Source organism: Enterococcus sp. OL5, assembly GCF_006491895.1.
Lineage (GTDB): Bacteria > Bacillota > Bacilli > Lactobacillales > Enterococcaceae > Enterococcus_D > Enterococcus_D innesii.
The window spans coordinates 1-18533 of record NZ_VHIL01000029.1 but is presented as its reverse complement, the minus strand read 5'-3'; the positions used below and the strand labels follow the sequence as shown (position 1 = coordinate 18533).

Sequence of the window (18533 nt, the reverse complement as noted above, 5' to 3'; positions counted from 1 at the left end):
AGGAGTTTTTTATCGCTAAAGCTATTTCGTCCACGCGTAGAAACGCGCGGTTTTTTTGTTTCGTACGCTACGCGAACGAAACTGACTAAAGTCAATAATGAAAATGGGGCTGAAGAATCAATTCTGATTCATCAGTCCCATAAATTATAGAGCCCATATTGATTGCCGTAATGAGTAAACCCGTCTGTTTTCTGACTTTTTCTAAGCCCCGAACCGTGTATCGAGTGAAACCCAAACAAGCCTTCATAAATCCGAAGACTGTTTCCACGTCGATCTTTCTCCGACCATATATTTTTTGAATTTCAGGCGTTGATAAGCGCTCTTTTTGTTTTTCTTTATGGTATTCCCAAGACGGATTTACAGTGATCTTTCTGCGATTCCCCTTTGGGGTTAAGGCTTTAGGAATGAGCGCTTGGTTCGCATCCGTTTTTTCTGCTTGGTATTCTTTAAAATCTCGGACAAAGCCATCCGCATCTGTTCGTTGACGGTAAGCATGAAAATTGAATCGCACCCCTTTGGGGTCGATGTAAAAGTCCTCCTTAGGCTCATAATCCCAATTCATTACTTTCCAATCATCTGTCTGCCATTTCTTGCTTTGTTCTTTAAACATCGTTCCATAAGGAATCAGTGCAGTATGCTGGGGAAGTTCATCTTCTGTATAGCGGTAATTACTTTCTGAACCATAGCCTGCATCGGCGACCAAATAATGAGGGGCCTTTTGTGCAATCTTCATCTTTTCCAGTAATGGTTTCAGTGTCATAGTGTCTGTTGGGTTTTGAAAGACATCGTAGCCGAGTACAAATTGATTACAAGTAGCGATCTGCAGGTTATAAGCAGGCTTAAGTTGGCCATTTTTCATAGGGTCTACTTTTACGCGCATGAATGTCGCATCATGATCAGTTTTTGAATAACTGTTTCTTGTCCCATAAGTAGAAAGCTGGGTTTGATGTTCCAGAAGTTTTTCTCGTTTTGTATTTAATTTGGGTACTTGGCTTTTCAACGTTCGCCGTTGTTGTTTCGCTGGATTTGGCGAAAGACGTTTCGTTGCCTCAACTTCTTTTTCTAGTTCTTCCAGACGTAGTTCCATCCGTGTTAACAGTTCATCTATCATGTCTACGGTCAAGGTCGTCCCTTCGGGAATCTGTTTCAGGGCATATGCTTCTCTTAGTTCCGTTATCATAGTAAGCAATTTTTCGCGATTCATTTGATCGAACCGGATCGTATTTTTCTTCCAGACAAAGCTGTATTTATTCACATCCGCCAAGATTTTGGTCCCGTCAATAAACAACGCATCATCAATCAGATTCCGTGCACGCAGATACTCTGTCAATTGATCTAAGCCTTTATTGGTCAATTCCTGCACATCGTTGGATACACAAAAACGGGCGATCGTTCGATAAGTTGGAACCCGTTCTTGTGTCAACCAGCGAGCATATACGTTTTCTTCAGCTAAGCGTTCAATCTTGCGTCTTGTAAAGGTTTCTCGCGTATACGCAAAAAGAACCAACTTCATCATGGCACCTAAATCATATTCTCTTGTCGACCAAAAAGATAGGGGTCATTAATCTGAAGCGCTTCGACCAGTTCATGGATAAAAACGGCGACATGATTTTCTTTTGGAGAAAATGAAGTAGATAGATCCAAAGTGAGTTGATTCATGTTATAATTAGTATACATTTTGTTTAGTCCTTTCAGGATTAAATGATGGGGCATTGGCGGGAACCGGTGCTCCTTTTTATTTTACCCAAAAAACCGCAAGAAATGAACGATTTCTCGTCATTTCTTGCGGTTTTCTTCTATAGACTTATGTCACAGTCCCTTATCTTTTTTAATAATTGTAATAATTCTTATAAAATTAGAAATACATTTTTAAAAATAGGTATAGTAATTGTGATAGAGGATTTTTTATTATTACGTAATGTAATTATATAATTTATTGTAAAATATTTCTTAAAAATTAAAGAATTTTAAATACTTTTATAACGATCAATCTTTATCCATTTAGAAAAAATCTATTTTCTAATAATTTAATGATAGTGTGTATTTCGAATTATTCTTTTTGCTAGTAAATAATTTTAATTTTATTATTTTTGATACAGATGTTCTCTATACCATAGATTTTTAACCTTTATAGTTCAGATATTCTCTCTGAGAATAATATTAGTTTTGGTATAAAAAATAAATTTAAAACTGTTGCAACTAATGAAAGCGCATGCTAATATGCTAATATACTAGTTGCGTTTTTGGAATTAATATCTTCGAAGAGTAAAAATGTTAGATATGATAAGAAAGAGGAGAAAAGTATGGATAAAATAATGACTAAATTTGATGGAGTTTTGGCAGGAATTACGAAATTTAGTAATAACAAATATATTAAATCGATTTCTGATTCGATGATGGCCTTAATAGGAATTATGATATTTGGTTCGTTTGCAGTTATTTTTAAAGCGTTTCCTATTACCAGTGTTGCTACATTCTTCAAGAATATAGGGATAGATGTTTTTTTTGGTGCAATATATAATTTAACTATAGGTGCAATTTCAATATATTTAGTATTTTTAATTGCAAAAAATTTAACAACAAAGTTTGGTTTGGGGGAAGAAAGCAACACAGTGGGATTAATTGCTATTATGAATTTCTTGATTTTTACCCCTTTAGGAAGTTATTTAGTAGAAGACTCTAATATTACAGCAATTCCTTTAACATGGATTGGTACCAGTGGTATGTTTTCAGCGATTATTATTGGATTGTTAGTTGGACGTGGTTATGTTTTTATCAAAGCACGTAATTGGACTATAAAAATGCCAGCTAGCGTTCCTCCTATGGTATCTCGATCTTTTGAATCTTTGATTCCTACTGTTTTACTAGGTACGATCTCTGGTTTGGTTGCATACTTGTTCAGTTTGACTTCTTTTGGTAATATTCATCAATTAGTTTTTACTATCGTTCAAACCCCTCTACAAGGAATTGGAAGTTCTATCTGGGCGGTAATGTTAATTATTATATTTCAGCAATTTTTATGGTTCTTAGGAATTCATGGTACTAATGTTATAGCACCAGTAGTAACACCAATTTGGATGGCATTAAATGTTCAAAATTTGTCTGCATATGAATCAGGGCAGCCATTGCCAAACATCGTGACTCATGCATTTGTAAATATTGTTTGTTGGGGAGGATCTGCATTAGGATTGGTTTTATTGATGCTTTTTGTCAGTAAAAGCCAGCGATATAAAGAAATGGGTAAAATTTCAATCATTCCTGCTTTATTTGGAATTACAGAACCTGTTATATTTGGAACTCCATTAGTTTTGAATTTTAAAATGGCATTTCCATTTATTTTTAATAATTCAATTTGCTTAGGTATTGCCTATTTCTTAACAAATATTGGTCTAGTAGAGCGTACGATAGGTGCTCAAGCAGTTTTTGGACTTCCTTTGGGTTTTCATGCAAGTATAGGTGGAAGCGTGTCCATAATCATAATGCAAGTTGTTTTACAGTTAGTCTTATCTCCAATATTATGGTACCCGTGGTTCAAGTTAATTGATAAGGATGCTTATTTAGAGGAACAAAAACACCAAGAGTAGAAAGTAGGTAAAAAAATGTTATTTCCAGTTATGAATGAGACCAGAACATTAATTGATTTAAGCGGTATGTGGCGTGTTGAGATTGAAAAAAGCAATGGAGAAATTGATCCTAAGCTACCTTTAAAAAATTCTTTCTTAGTAGCAGTTCCTGGATCAATCAATGATCAATTAATTAATGAAAATCAAAGAGAACATGTTGGTAATTTTTGGTATGAAACAGAGTTTACTATTCCCAGTTCTTTGGCAAATCAAAGAAAAGTTTTGCGATTTTCGTCAGTCACACATGAAGCTACGGTTTTTATCAATGGAGAAGAAGCAGCTCATCATATAGGGGGATTTACTCCTTTTGAGGTAGAACTTGATGATTTTATTCAGAGTGGTAAAAATGTTTTAAAAGTCTGTGTGTCAAATATTCTTGATGAAAGTACTTTACCTTGTGGATTCTATCAAGAAAAGAATGGTAAACCAGTCGTTACACCAAGATTTGACTTTTACAATTATTGTGGTATTCATCGGCCGGTCAAAATCTATACTACTTCACAGACTTATATAGAAGATATTATTGTAAATTATGATTTGCAGAATAGAACAACAAAAATCACACCTGAAATTACAATTGTGGGGGAATTTGATCAAGTAGAAATTAAAGTTATTGATCAAAATGACCAAGTTGTTGCAACTAGTAATGGGCTGGAAATCCCATTAACGATTAATAATACTCGTCTATGGCAACCATTGGATGCTTATTTATACCGGTTAGAAGTAAATATTTTAAAAAATGGCAATTTGTTAGATGCTTATAGTGAGGATTTTGGTGTTAGAATAGTTAAAATTAAAAATAATAAAGTATATATTAATGATACGGAATTTTACTTTAAAGGTTTTGGAAAACACGAAGATTTTCCGGTTTTAGGTAAAGGGTATAATGGAGCAGTTGCAAACTTAGATAAAAATTTAATGAAGTGGCTTGGGGCAAATTCTTTTAGAACGTCACACTATCCCTATTCAGAAGAAGAAATGAGATTAGCTGATAGAGAGGGGATTGTTGTTATTGATGAAGTTCCAGGTGTTGGATTGTTTACGAATTTTCATGTAGATGTAAATCTCAATACGAATAATAAAAATACTTGGGAAACACTCAGAACACATGAAAACCACAAAAATGTAATTAAAGAACTAATACAGCGAGATAAAAATCATGCTTGCGTTGTTGTATGGGCTATTGCAAATGAGCCAGCAAGTCATCAAAAAGGAGCAGGAGAGTATTTTCAACCACTTGTTGACTTAACAAAAGAATTGGATCATCAAAAGAGGCCAGTAGTCATTCCGAACATAGTCAATGCGACTCCAGAATTAGATCAAGTAGCAGGGTTAGTTGATATATTGTGCTTAAATCGTTATTATGGTTGGTATATTGATCACGGAGATTTAGATTCAGCAATGATTGGATTACGAAAAGAACTCGAGAAATGGCATGATAAGTACCCAGAAAAACCAATTATGTTTTCAGAGTTTGGAGCGGATACAATATCTGGATTACATTCCTTATATCGGACTCCGTACTCAGAAGAATTCCAAATCGATTTTTATAGAGCAAATTTTGAAGTCTTGGATTCTTTAGAATATGTAGTAGGAGAACACCTTTGGAATTTTGCAGATTTTGCAACAGCAGCAAATATTCGTCGTATTGACGGGAATAAAAAAGGGATTTTTACCCGAGATCGTAGACCAAAATCAATCGCATTTGAAATTAAAAAGCGGTGGGAAAAAATCTGAACCTGTTCTCTCCATAAAACTAATATTATGTTTTTTAACAAAAAAGATAAACAAATAATATAAACTGAAAACGATGCACCCTATGTGTATACCCATAGGATACGACAAAGACAAACCTAAAATATCTCTGAAAACTCTTGATAAACCAGGAGTTTTCTTTTTTTAATGATTGTATCTTTTGGGTTGTATATTATATACTATTTGAAGAAGGACATTTTAGGAGTGATTTTCGTGTTTGTTGCATATTTGAGAGTATCGACTAGCGAGCAGAATTTAGCTCGTCAAAAAGAAGCCATTCACCAATGGAAAAAAGAAAAAATGATCACTGATGAAGATTTAAGAATTTTCGAAGAAAAAGCTTCGGGGAAAAATACAAGCGACCGAACAGAGTTAACAAACGTTTTATCATTTTTACGTGAACGAGATACTTTAGTTGTGACTAGCTTAGATCGATTAGGGAGAAGCAGTCGTGAACTAAAGGAACTACTTCAAACCGTAAAAGCCAAAGGCGCAAATATAGAAATTTTGGATCTACCATCTTTTTCAGGTATCAATGATCCAACTTTGAGAGATTTGTTAACAAATCTCGTTATTGAAGTGTTTAGCTATGTTGCTGAATCGGAGAGAAAAAAAATAAAAGAACGACAAAGAGAAGGAATCAAAATTGCAAAAGAATTAGGCACCTATAAAGGCAGACCGGTGAAATATCATGATCAAGCAACAGGTGCAGATAAACTTGTTTATAATCGGATTATTGAACAATTAGACGCTGGTGTTTCCATTGCAGCAATCGCTAGGGAATTACACATTACTAGGAAAACTGTGTATGCGGTGAGAGATAGAAGAAATCAAACACAAAATGAAGCTATATAATAGAAGAAAAAAATAGGAGGTGACCACCCTAAATGAAGAATAAGGATAGCTATTACAAAATTTTGCGTCTAACTGCTGAAGAGGGGTGGTTAAATCATCCAGAGATTGTAAAAGAGGTTCAAGTTCTGGGAGAAACTATTTCAGACGGACGTGCGTCCCCTCAGAACTATCAAAATGCAAATGGAATAAGAGTAACTGATCATAAGAACGATATCAGAAATTATGCGACAATCAATGAATGTGTAACTGAAGAACAGCTGTGTCGAGCAACCATTACGAAGCATATTAAGAATAAAAGTAAAGCAAAAGACGGCAGAAAATTTACTACCTTTTAAGTTTTTTTATATTTGTTTGTCACGCTATGATCAAATATAGGTGATAAAACTTGTGTTGCCTACTATTTAATTTTAAGCAACACTCATTCTTTACATTTATACAATAAGAACAAAGTGTTTGCTTTGGTTATAACAGTTAAGATATAGATTTCTTTGAAATAGTGGACGTAATCTTAGATTAAGTTGAGCACAGATAACAAAAAATCAATTCTTACATTAGTTAGAGCTTTAGTTATGATCAAATACTGTAATAAATTGAATTGGGGTCAGAAACTCAAAAGTTTTTGATCCCTTTTTGATTCCTCATTTCATAGCTCTTTTGGTGGCTCAATTAATTAAGTCAGAAAGTTATTCTCTCTCGAGGACAACAGAGTATACCTTGGTGGTCTATTTGCTTATTGGAATATATAAACCGTTCTTGGCGGCCAGATATGTTGAGCAAATTAGATTTCAAAAAATAGAATGTACATGATGAAATTGTTAAAAAGAGTGTTCAGAAACCCGTAACAAAATCTATGTTCAGTTATTCCTTCGTCATTAAGTTACGTTACAACAAATTTAATCGAGGAGTGATTTTTTTGAAAATTGGATACGCACGAGTTTCCACCGGATTGCAAAATTTAGATTTACAAGAAGATAGTTTGAAAAAATTCGGTTGTGAAAAAATTTTTACGGATCATATGAGTGGAGCAAAAAGTAATCGACCAGGTTTAGAAACTGCGATCGACTTTGTACGATCTGGAGATACACTTATTGTTTGGCGTTTGGATCGATTAGGACGGAATATGGAAGATTTGATATCGATCGTCAATAGATTGAATGATCGGGGCGTGAGTTTCCATAGTCTTCAGGAGAATATCACAATGGATAAATCCAGTTCGACCGGTCAGCTTATGTTTCATTTGTTTGCGGCTTTTGCAGAATTTGAACGTAATCTGATTTTAGAGAGATCGGCAGCTGGTAGAGAAGCCGCTCGAGCAAGAGGCCGATATGGTGGCCGGCCGGAAAAATTTACGGATCTGGACCTACAGCTGATGAAGACCTTGATTGATAACAGTACACCTATTAAGACGATCGCCGAGCGTTGGCAGGTTTCCCGTACAACAATTTATCGATACTTAAAAAAGATGGAGAAGGAAGATGGAATTATATAGCATAGGTTAAAAAAGTTTAGGAGAAGTAGAAGATGAATGAAAAGCAATTTGAAATCGTCAAGTCATGGGGAGTCTTAAAGGCAGAGAAGTTTGGTGAAGACTGGACTGTTGATGATGAATAGACGTATCAGCGATTATTTGGTAAACCCAACAAAGGTAAGCTTGTAAAAAGAGTGGAATTGGTCGTAGTTCGAAAAAATGATGTTGAAAATGTCTATGAATAATCTTCATTAGATATGTTTCTTCAAAAAATTGAGAGAAAGAATATGGATAACTCCGTATCTTTTCTCTTTTTATTTTTTTCAGTATTTACGTAACGAAACAACAACTATCTATTTACTGTTTTAAAGAATGAAATAAGTACTCTTAGCGTTTGTTCTTAAATATTTTGAGTGTTTTATATTAAATTTGTGCTATTATTTAACATGTATAGTAGCAAGTTTTCTTGCATGGAAGTTTCTTCTATTTTAGTTAAAACTAATAGTTTAAGGTAAGCAAGTAGTTTATAGAGGGCACAAATTTAGGAGGTACGGTATGATAGCAAAATTCATAATAGAGGATCTTTTTGGTGAAAAGGATATTGAATTACAGTTTGAGAAAAGAGCGCTAATTATTACTGGTGATAATGGAAATGGGAAGACAACTATTCTGAATATACTTTATTATATTCTATCTGGAACAGTACATGATCTAATAGATTACGATTTTTCACGTGCTATTGTTACTTTTAAGAAGGAATTTAACGAAGTAAAAAAAATTGAAGTGCACAAAATAGAACAAGGAGATTTCAAAGAATTAAAAATTACATACTTTTTTTCAAGAAGAAATGAACCTGATATTGAAATAAATTGTGAGCGAGTGTACCACTCCGATAAAATATTTATTGATTTTCCACAAGACTCACGTAAACAAGAGGAAATATTAGAAAGTGGTTTAGTCTTAGAAAAGAAAGATACACTCTTATCCTATTTTTTGGGGCTTGGATATAAATATCTATACCAAAAATTGAGATATATTAACGAATCTATATTATACTTTCCAACTTATAGACGCATAGACATTGATATAGAAGAATATTTTAATATCCCATATAAACACCTTGCCTATAGACTTGAAAATAGGAATTACAGTAATTTTAGTTTAAAAGATAGAAGAGTTGTAGGAATTTCAAACAGTGACATTAATGATATACTTTCGGATTATTCAAAAGAAATTAATGAAATTACTTCAGAAAATCTTGATGATCTCCTAAAGTCATTTATTAAAAAGTTTATTGAGTCTATCATGAATGATGATAGAGAAGGGATACGTATTACGGCTCATAAAACAGAAAAAGATGTTATACGAGATAGATTAATTAATATAAATCAGATACTAGAATTAGATATTGATCCCAGGGAGCTACAAGATTTTGCAGAGTATTACTACAAAAAAAATAATAAAGCTGTTAACTTCATTGAGAGCAGAGAAAAAGGGGATGAAGCTAGCGCGGAAGACTTTTTAGATCTTGTATACAATCGGATGCAATGGACCGAGTATTTAGCAATTTTGGAAACTCTATATGAGGAATATCAAAAAAAATTGAATGATGAACTTAGTTCATATCATTATATAGCTGAAAATATAGCTGACTTTTCCGGAAGAAAGATTCAATTAGTAAAGAAAAAAAATAACGATTTAGTGATCGAAAAAAGATGGAAGGAAGTTGACTTTTCGGTATTATCCACCGGTGAGAAACAATTATTTACGTTTTTAGTGTATTGTGCAATCAAACTACCAGAGGATAGACCTTCTCTTGTAATCATTGACGAGCCAGAATTATCATTGCATGTAAAATGGCAAAATAAATTATTACTGAACCTGATGTCAAAACAGCATGTAAATATAATTTCTGCAACTCATTCCCCATATATTTTAAATAAGAAATTGGATAGTACAGTTGTTAGGTTGGTGGATATTGATTGAGTAATCAAGTATTTATAGAAGAGGGAAGTTCTATTCCTGAAACACTTGAGACTGATGAGCTTGCCTATGACTATTTTGGATTTCCTAAACCTCCGAAGATATTAATTGTTGAAGGGAACTCAGATAAAGAGTGTATTGAAAGATTTTATTATGACCAGAAGAAAAATCTGACATTTGAGGTAAGAACAGCATCGTCACTAGACGAAAGTAGAGTCGATGGGAAAAAGAATGCGTTGGCTTATTATCACGATAATAAGTCAGATCAAGAGATAAGAGTATTGCTGGATAGAGATTATGACTTCATACTTGATTTAAACGAACATGAAGATAATATTTACTATTACGATTATTATGAACTGGAAAACTATCTATTTGATGAAGAAGTCTTAGAGGAATATATCGTAAATAGTATTCGGAAATTTAGCCCAGAAGAAGTTAGAACAACGCTAGAAGCAATAAAAACAACCAATATAGATTCGAGTTTTTCTTTGTTTTATAAAGTAGTTGTGATAAGGGAGATACACTATCACGGACTACATAATTTTGATTTTAATGAAACAACGATCACATCTTTTGCACAAATGATTAAAAACTTATCGTTTTCTGCAATCCTCCAGGGCCGTCATCCTTTATGTGTGGGGGATACGATAGAGGAGAGAATCAACAGCTTTTTTGAACAGGCATTAGTGAAAATAGATGATGATTTATATGATCAGGTAAATGCCTTTTGGGAAGAAAGTGAATACTCATTACCGGAAAGCTTTATTCAATTCTGCCGATACTATTTTAAGGGAAAAGTATTATTAAAATCACTTGATTGTATTTTTAATGCTATCAGTGTATCTTGCTTAAAATTTTCAGGTAATGTTTTTGATCTACTGTTAAAGAATATTATTTTCAAAAGTACAAGATATAGAAATAAAATTCTTTCAATTGAAGAATCTTTTGGTTAAGAAGTTAAGATATTGAAAGTAATATATTGAACATATGAATAACGCTTATATGAAGTGTTCGTTGTATCAAATATTTGTTAATAAATAAATAATAATGACTAGGTGAAATTTAATACCTAGTCTTTTTCATTTAAAAGATAGTTTAAAACACCTGCAAGGAATCTAAAAAAATCAAATTAACTTTGAGACATTTAATTTTGCTGACTTAGTCTGCTTTGTATTTTAGCTTACATAACATAGATTATACAAAGTTATCTGAGATAAACAGCTTCAAATCAGGATGATTTTTTCGTTGATTATATTTATGTAAACTAATATCTAGTTATCATAAATATAATCAACTTAGTTAGATGAATTTAACATGATTGTCTATCTTGAAAACAAAGCTATTAATAATTACGTGCTTCAAAAAAATTCATACAATTAGTTGATCTAATTCTTTTTTTATTCGGTAAATTGTTTGCCTAGTCACATTGTAGTCTTTTGCAATTTTCGAGATAGCAACTCCATTCTCCAGATCCTGAACGATGCTTTTATAAACAAGGCGTCGCTGAGGATCTTTTGTGTCTGCACTGTATAACTTAGGACGACCTTTATAGACGCCGTTTGCTTTAGCAATCTTTATCCCTTGTGCCTGACGTCGTTTAGATTCTGTCCGTTCTTGCTCGGCAATCATAGCCAAAATTTGAATGATCAAATCTTTAATGAATTTATCCAGGAGAGGATTTCCGATTGCTTCAGCCATAATCGGTAAACTGGTGATAATAAGTCGCACGTTTTTCTTCTTTAGATAATTAACTGAATCGATAATCTCGTCATAATTTCGTCCAAGTCGATCGATGGCTTCTACAATAAAAATATCTTGCTCTCTGACAAAATCTAGAGCTTCCTGAAAAATCGGTCGATGAGTAATAGTCGCTCCAGATTGTTTCTCGATGAAAATTTTTTCGGCACCAAACTTTTTCATTTCCTCGATTTGACGTTGTTCATTCTGATCAATCGATGAAACTCGAATATATGCAATTTTCAAAAATTTACCTACTTTCTCAAACCATTTAAAATACACCCTAATCATACATTGGAAAATCATATTTTTCAATGTTATACTTTTGTCTATTTAGGGTACACTTTAAACATACATTCGCACTTTGAATTATTAAAGATAAATAGTTTATAATAGAAGAAAAAGAATGGAGTGGCGATTTCCTAGATTGAAAAGAAAAGATAAGTACTATAGATTATTACATTTGACAGCTGAAGCAGAATGGGTGGATTTTCCAAAAATTGTAAAAGAAGTTCAAAAGATAGGATCAACAATTTATGATGGCCGCGCTTCTCCTATGAACTATCAGGATGCCAATGGAATAGAAGTAATTGATCAAGAGAGCAATGTAAGGAAGTATGCAACAATAAGTGAGTGTGTAATCAGTGAAAAATTATGTAGAGCGACTATAACGAAACATATTAAGAATAGAAGCAAAGCAAAAGACGGCAGAACTTTTACTACCTTCTAAGTTTTTTCATATTTGTTTGTTATTCTATACTTAGATCTGCATAATTAGACTTGCGCTGCCCGTTATTGAAGTTGCAAGCAGCGTTCTTTTTGGGGGATCGATAATGGAAGAAGAAAAAATATTTGAGAAACGCTGGCAGCTAGCATCAAGTGAACAAAGAGCAAGATACAATAATTTGACCACCTCCTACCCCACTGTTGACTGGACATATAAGGAAAAGAAATACTTACTTTGGCTGTGCCAGTTAGATATAGATACCTTTGAAACATTTGAAGTGATCCTAGATAAAATTAAACAGAACTGATCAGAAACAAGCGAATCCTTCTCTCGGTTCGCTTGTTTTTCTATTTATTGGGTGTCATAGGGCAATTCTAAGCTCGTTTGAAAGAAAACCGATGGATAAATCCCCTTGTTTGTACCGATTTAGAATACATCGATGTACGTATTGCCATTGACTCCTATTAGTTACTAAAAAAAATTAGACGAGTCCCTCCCTCTTTACAGAGCGAACGTTAGTTCTTATAATGAACTGTGGCAAAGGAGGGTTTTTTATGTATTTCGATTATCGTTTTGAACCCCGTGGCGATTACTCCTGAAATCGACCAACGGGTCGAAGAGATACTTGCCTTTGATCAATTAAAAGCGAAACAACTTGGTTCTCATAAACAACGATTGACAACTGTGGCTATTCACGAAATGTTGGTATCAGAAAGCTATGATATCGGACAGAGTACTCTACGTCCGTATATTCGGGAAAAGCTCCAAGCGAAAAAGGAGGCTTATATCAAGCAGCTTTATCCTTTAGGGTATCGAACCGAGTTTGATTTCGGTGAAGTAAAATGTCTGATCAACCAACAAAAGAGAACATTGACACTCGCAGTATTCTCTTGTCCAGCTTCTGGTTATCGCTGGGGGAAGCTCTATGAATCTGCCAACCAACAGGTTTTCTTGGATGCTCATATTTGTTTCTTTGAACAACTCCAAGGCGTTTATTCTACTGTAGTTTATGACAATATGCGAAACGTAGTGAAACGCTTTGTCGGCCGGCACAAGAAGGAACTCAATGACGAGTTAGTGAAGATGGCCCTTTATTATCGTTTTGAGCCAGTGATGACCAATCCTTTCAGCGGCCATGAAAAAGGGCATGTAGAGAAAAGTGTACAGGTCTTACGACGAAAAGCGTTCACAAAACAGTATGAGTTTGAATTAGTCGGACATGCCCAAAAACATTTAGACCAAGCGCTACTTGAATTAAACATCGACTCAACGATCGCTGAGGAGCAGGAACAATTACAGTCATTACGAGGATATTATGATTACGGTATTACCACAAAACAAACAGTAGATAAGTATAGTTTCGTCCATGTGAATGGCAACTATTACTCAGTTCCAGATTATCTGGTTGGTCAGAAAGTAAACGTGAAACGTTATCTCAATGAACTGAAAATCGTCGGTTCCAGTCAGATTATCGAGACACACCCTATTCAGAAGGGAGAAAAGCAGTACTCTGTCGATATTCGCCATTATATAGCTACTTTTTTACGGAAACCCAAGTCGTTGGAACACTCACTTGTTTTGAAGAAGACACCTAAGTTGCGGCATTGTTTTCTTCAGTATTATCAAAAGACACCGCGTAGATTTCTTCAATTTATTGAAAATCATTTGAATTTCTCTTTAGATCAATTGATCATTCATTTAGAAGAAGAAGCCTTGAAAGACCATAAGGTCTCTAAAACACCACCTAGTCGAGCAGTAAACGAAGCGAGAAACCAGCTGCAGGAATATAATTTGATCCACAATGTGAGGAAGGTGGCTAATAAAGGATTGAAGCATATGCTAAACAATTAAAGCTGCCTTATCTGAAGAAAAACTATTCAACTTTACTTCAACAAGCAATCGATCTGGATCAAAGCTTCGAAGAATTTCTCACACAATTACTTACGTTAGAGCTTGAGCAGCGACAAAACAACCGAATTCAGACACTGATTCGTCAATCGAAATTGCCAAGTAAAGTGACGTTTGATGATTACATGGATAGCCACTTGGAAGTGAAAATGAAGAAACAAATTAAAAAACTAAAAACGTTAAGATTCATTGATCAAAAAGAAAACCTTATTTTAATGGGTAATCCTGGTGTTGGAAAAACACACTTAGCGACTGTTTTGGGAATGGAAGCATGTCTGGCTGGAAAAAGTGTCTTATTTACGAATATCCCTAACTTGGTCATTGAGCTAAAAGAATCCATGAGTGCGAACCAGTTGAACTTTTATAAGCGTCGATTTGGCAAATACGATTTGGTGATTTTGGATGAATTAGGTTATGTTTCTTTTGATCAAATAGGAAGTGAAATACTTTTTAATCTTCTCTCAAATCAAACGACTGCCGGTTCGATGATTATTACGACAAACCTGTCTTTTGATCGTTGGGAAGAAACCTTTAAAGATCCAATGCTTACAGCAGCAATGGTGGACCGTTTGGCCCATCGGGCCCATGTATTGGATCTAAGTGGTCCATCTTTTCGTGTAGAAGATACAAAGAAATGGCTAAACTAATTTTTGGCCCCTTTTTGAATCATCCGGTGGCCCCTTTTTCAGTTGCGTTTAACATTTGATTGATAAAATTATTCAAACTAAACAAATTTAAAATTAAACATAAAAACATAATAACTATTGATTCCATTGGATTTTTAGTGATAGGTTTTACGACTATTTATTATTCTTGAACAATTTTCTTAAAGAAGTTATTATGAATTGTTTTAATATTTAGATCCTTACGTTTTAGCTACCTGAGCTCAATCATGAATTATTGGGCAGTTTTCTATGCTATAATCAATTTTAATAAATCTAGGAAAAATTTCTAGGAGAGATGATTATATGATTAAAGTTTATTATCTTTCTAATACTAGCTCGGGGCGTACGGCGATGAAATGGCTTGAGAGTTACAATTTGGATTTTATCGAACGAAAGATAACAAAAAAGAATCCGATTGAAGTACACGAACTTAAAAAGATTTTGGCATGTTCTGAAAACGGATTTGATGACATAATCAACTATCGAACAAAAAGATTTAAAACGCTAGAACTTGATGAAAATGAGTGTTCAACAGAATGTTTCATCGATATTCTTATAAAGAATCCATCAATTATTAAGCTGCCTATTATCATTAATGAAAAAAGATAGTGATTGGATTTAATGAGAGAGAAATAAGATGTTTTTTATCAAAGGAATATAGACGTATGCAATTAAGGGATAACGGGGGTTATTTTTTATAGGGATTATTGCTAAATTATTTACTGCAGCTCTTTCATTCATGTGATGGAACATTTGAGAAATGATGATAAAATAAACAAAAAGAAAGTAGTAGTTTTAGGGATTTTGACTATATATAGTAATCTAATCTAATTAGATTTTTTAGTGACAGGATCCATAGGAATAAAATTTGAATGCTTTTATGTAGGTAATGAACTGATTAAATATAAGACTTCAAAGAAACAGAAATATAAACGTTTCTGTTCCTTTATTCTTTTGGTCAATTGCTTTGAATTTCAAAATCTATTTATTACGAATTTGCTAGCTCTGATAATTTACTGGGATTTCTTACATAGATTTTCATTGGTATTTCGAGTTTTTCAGTATCGGAAGAAACAATGGAATTCTCGATAAAAATACTCAGAAAAATACAAACATTTAGCTTTTTATAAAAGCTTGACGACATAAAGATTAATTATCAGGAAAAAAATCTTTACAGAAAAATATCCGTCAATAATCTCTATATTTAAATCGACATTATCATAACTATTGATAATTTTTTTTAAATTATGAAGGCCTAATCCGCTATGATTTTTTTTAGTAGAATAATTTTTTTTCAAAGCAGCAGAGAGGGTAGGTGTGATAGATAAGGAGTTTTTTACTTCAATCTCAATAAGTTCATATTTTTGTTGAATGTTTATCTCTAAACTTGATATTTCTTGATCAAGACAAGCTTCATAAGCATTATTGAGAATGATGGACATGCATCTAACAAAATCAATCGTTCCTAGAGGAATATTAAAAGACGTAAGATGATAATGTAGTTCAAATTCTATTTCATTTTTTGTCTCAAGTATTTTGTTATAGAGTTCATTCAATAAGGCTCGCAAAGGAAAATTTGATATAGAAGCAATTTCTTCATAGATTGTTTTTTCTGTTGTGACACTGGAATAGTTGATCGTTTCTGTTAAGTATGCTTGAGCCTCATTCAATTGGTCATTTTCTAAGTAGTAATTTAGCACCATCAGTATGTTTTTGTAATCATGCCTGAATTCTTTAATTTGATTATTTGTGACTTCTGTGACTTCTAAGGATTCTCCGAGATTTTTAACTAATTTTTCCAAGTAAATTATTTTTGTGAGAAAAAGGAAAAAAAGATTGAGCGATACTCCAGTCAAAATAATCATGAAAAGTCCTAATAATATTGCAATTTCGTTATTAGTAAAGTACAAGTACTCATGAATTCCTATTGTTGCAACAAAAAAAATGACTATAAGTATAGAAGATGCTTTGTATTTTTTTGAGACTAGATATAATGTCTCTTGTATGTGAGAAGAAGAGATTACTTTTATCGTTACATAATAAAAGTAGTAAAAACTGATAGAAATAAAACCTACAATAATAAGTTGCGTCAATATATTTATATATACTTCATATCTTAAGAATAATTGAGGCAAGTCCCTAAATAATAGTGCTACACATAGTAGGTATAGAAGATTTTTTACAAAGACAAGAAGTGGAACTAACCAAGTATGAAAGTTTCTTTGTATAAAAACGAATTTAATAAGCCAATATAATATTAAAAATGATATTCCTTTTAGAGAGAATAGAATGTAAATACACCAACAAAATAAATAAATTAAAAATAGATAAAGAGTCTGCTTTTTTTTTAATACCAGTTTACTATCAATCAGTAAAAGTATAAGTAGTCCAACAATGAAAAAACATATTACAAAAAGGTTCATCCTATCACCTCATTTTGCTCTCTTTTTTTAGTTTGTCAATTACTTTCGTTCCAACATATATTTCACTATTATCGTCAAATGTTATTATACCTTCTAGTCGATTAATTTTATGGATTCTCGTTAAGTTTAGTATCACTGATTTAAAATTTTTTTTAAATTGGTTATCAGGAAGTAAAGGTTTAATGTCTATGAGCCGATAATTCAGCATATATTCTCCGGAATCTGTGTGAAGGATCGTCTTTTTTTGAATACCCGCAACAGTCTGGATGTATAAGATTTTTTGAGGGTTAATAAACAAGAACTCGCCGTGATAAAGAAATTTTATTACGTTTTTTTGGTTTACATTAGATTCTAATTGATTGCCAATCTTTTCCAGCGTATCTCTAAGTTGTTTCATTAAGTTTTTTTGATCAAAATCCTTCAATATATAGGCTGTTGGATGAGTTTGTTCATTTATTGCGGTAATGCTTTTCCCAGGATCTGAAGTGTAATATAGTATGAAAACTTCAGGTTCTATTGCAATAATATGTTTTGCAAATTCAATTCCAGAAAAATAGGTATTTAAATGGATATCAATTAAAAAAATATCATTTTTTTTAATATTAAGCGAATTATTCTCATACATCTGAATATAGTTTTGTGAAATATTTACTTGCAAAGAAAATTCATTGGTTGAAAAATCGATTTTATGGAGTGCATCCGCAATTAGTTTCGCTTGGTTCAATTCATCTTCAATTATTGAAATACAAAATACAACACTCATTTCTATACTCCTTTAATCAAATTTTTAGAAAGACAGAATATTGATAATTAGAGAGTAAGTTAAAAAAAAAATTTTTACAAGTAATAAAGATTATCCAAAAGGCATTTTGCAATATCTGAAGGGAAGTCTTCTTTTTATTTTTTATACTATACTATGAATTAATTCGTAAATGGTTCGAAAAAGTTTAGTATCGCACCAATGTTGGTCTAAATCGCCTGAATGCGGATGAGTTTGATTGTCGATAAGAATATCATTAAATTAATCGAAAAAAAAGGAGGTTTTAGATGTCCGTATTTTTATCAGGAATTTATATTCATATATTAGACGACAACTATTTCAATGGGAAGTTGTTGATGAAGAATATAGTGGGTGAAAGTAAAATTCCAAATTCTTCAGTTATTATTATGCCTCCCAATCAATTAGAGACAGTTTTGAACGGATACCAAACAGATATAAATGATATTTTTTTATTCTCAATTGATATATCAGGAAATAAATGTTTCTATCTTGCGTCATTACTAAGACAAACAATGTAAAAAATGTCAAATCGGTTTTTTATGGTATCAGTGCATCGCAATTGAAAGCCAAAAAATTGAATTTCATTTCTTCTATTGGAGTTATTG

Annotated in this window: 16 protein-coding genes and 1 pseudogene; 13 read left to right on the top strand and 4 right to left on the bottom strand. The window is 32.8% G+C overall.

Annotated elements, in window-relative coordinates:
* Positions 1 to 91: 91 nt before the first annotated feature.
* Positions 92 to 1677 (bottom strand): annotated as a pseudogene (locus tag FJU10_RS18460) (IS1182 family transposase).
* A gap of 626 nt (positions 1678 to 2303) precedes the next feature.
* Between FJU10_RS18460 and FJU10_RS18455 the strand changes: the two are divergent.
* The 7 genes from FJU10_RS18455 to FJU10_RS18425 all read left to right on the top strand — a co-directional run bounded on the left by FJU10_RS18455 (position 2304) and on the right by FJU10_RS18425 (position 10640).
* A complete protein-coding gene (locus tag FJU10_RS18455) occupies positions 2304 to 3584 on the top strand; it encodes a PTS sugar transporter subunit IIC (protein ID WP_140966672.1) in 1281 nt (426 codons plus the stop codon).
* Between the two features lie 15 nt (positions 3585 to 3599).
* Positions 3600 to 5360: a beta-glucuronidase gene (uidA, locus tag FJU10_RS18450; protein WP_140966671.1), complete on the top strand. Its 1761-nt coding sequence runs from the start codon at positions 3600 to 3602 to the stop codon at positions 5358 to 5360.
* A 231-nt stretch (positions 5361 to 5591) separates the two neighbouring features.
* Positions 5592 to 6233, top strand: a complete 642-nt coding sequence (locus FJU10_RS18445) for a recombinase family protein (protein WP_140966670.1) — start codon at positions 5592 to 5594, stop codon at positions 6231 to 6233.
* 32 nt (positions 6234 to 6265) lie between these two features.
* Entirely contained in the window at positions 6266 to 6568 is a 303-nt protein-coding gene (locus FJU10_RS18440) for a hypothetical protein (RefSeq protein ID WP_140966669.1), read from the top strand.
* Positions 6569 to 7137: 569 nt separating this feature from the next.
* Complete coding sequence (locus FJU10_RS18435) at positions 7138 to 7722, top strand: recombinase family protein (protein WP_140966674.1); 585 nt, start codon at positions 7138 to 7140, stop codon at positions 7720 to 7722.
* A 534-nt stretch (positions 7723 to 8256) separates the two neighbouring features.
* Positions 8257 to 9687 (top strand): ATP-binding protein, encoded by a 1431-nt coding sequence (locus tag FJU10_RS18430; RefSeq protein ID WP_140966668.1) that lies wholly within the window; start codon positions 8257 to 8259, stop codon positions 9685 to 9687.
* Complete coding sequence (locus tag FJU10_RS18425; RefSeq protein ID WP_140966667.1) at positions 9684 to 10640, top strand: DUF4435 domain-containing protein; 957 nt, start codon at positions 9684 to 9686, stop codon at positions 10638 to 10640. Before FJU10_RS18430 ends, FJU10_RS18425 begins: the two co-directional genes overlap by 4 nt.
* A 415-nt stretch (positions 10641 to 11055) precedes the next feature.
* Here the strand turns inward: FJU10_RS18425 and FJU10_RS18420 are convergent, their stop codons facing one another.
* Positions 11056 to 11670, bottom strand: a complete 615-nt coding sequence (locus FJU10_RS18420) for a recombinase family protein (RefSeq protein WP_189372403.1) — start codon at positions 11668 to 11670, stop codon at positions 11056 to 11058.
* 160 nt (positions 11671 to 11830) lie between these two features.
* Here FJU10_RS18420 and FJU10_RS18415 point away from each other — a divergent pair, with 160 nt between their 5' ends.
* The 5 genes from FJU10_RS18415 (at position 11831) to FJU10_RS18395 (ending at position 15333) form a co-directional block, all read left to right on the top strand.
* Positions 11831 to 12154: a hypothetical protein gene (locus FJU10_RS18415; protein ID WP_140966666.1), complete on the top strand. Its 324-nt coding sequence runs from the start codon at positions 11831 to 11833 to the stop codon at positions 12152 to 12154.
* Between the two features lie 103 nt (positions 12155 to 12257).
* Entirely contained in the window at positions 12258 to 12458 is a 201-nt protein-coding gene (locus FJU10_RS18410; protein ID WP_140966665.1) for a hypothetical protein, read from the top strand.
* 227 nt (positions 12459 to 12685) lie between these two features.
* Positions 12686 to 14002 carry a Mu transposase domain-containing protein gene (locus FJU10_RS18405; protein WP_223273144.1) on the top strand — a complete coding sequence of 439 codons (1317 nt, stop codon included), beginning with the start codon at positions 12686 to 12688 and terminating at the stop codon, positions 14000 to 14002.
* The gene (gene istB / locus FJU10_RS18400; protein WP_140966664.1) at positions 13978 to 14706 is read left to right on the top strand and encodes an IS21-like element helper ATPase IstB; all 729 of its coding nucleotides are present in this window, start codon (positions 13978 to 13980) and stop codon (positions 14704 to 14706) included. The genes FJU10_RS18405 and istB overlap by 25 nt, the downstream gene beginning before the upstream one ends.
* 321 nt (positions 14707 to 15027) lie before the next feature.
* Positions 15028 to 15333, top strand: a complete 306-nt coding sequence (locus tag FJU10_RS18395; protein ID WP_140966663.1) for an ArsC/Spx/MgsR family protein — start codon at positions 15028 to 15030, stop codon at positions 15331 to 15333.
* Positions 15334 to 15848: 515 nt separating this feature from the next.
* On the opposite strand, the gene FJU10_RS18390 is transcribed toward FJU10_RS18395, so the two are convergent.
* Both FJU10_RS18390 and FJU10_RS18385 read right to left on the bottom strand, forming a co-directional pair.
* Positions 15849 to 16817 (bottom strand): GHKL domain-containing protein, encoded by a 969-nt coding sequence (locus FJU10_RS18390; protein ID WP_189372401.1) that lies wholly within the window; start codon positions 16815 to 16817, stop codon positions 15849 to 15851.
* 334 nt (positions 16818 to 17151) lie between these two features.
* Complete coding sequence (locus FJU10_RS18385) at positions 17152 to 17910, bottom strand: LytR/AlgR family response regulator transcription factor (protein WP_140966661.1); 759 nt, start codon at positions 17908 to 17910, stop codon at positions 17152 to 17154.
* 284 nt (positions 17911 to 18194) lie between these two features.
* Here FJU10_RS18385 and FJU10_RS18380 point away from each other — a divergent pair, with 284 nt between their 5' ends.
* A complete protein-coding gene (locus tag FJU10_RS18380) occupies positions 18195 to 18446 on the top strand; it encodes a hypothetical protein (RefSeq protein WP_140966660.1) in 252 nt (83 codons plus the stop codon).
* Positions 18447 to 18533: the final 87 nt, after the last annotated feature.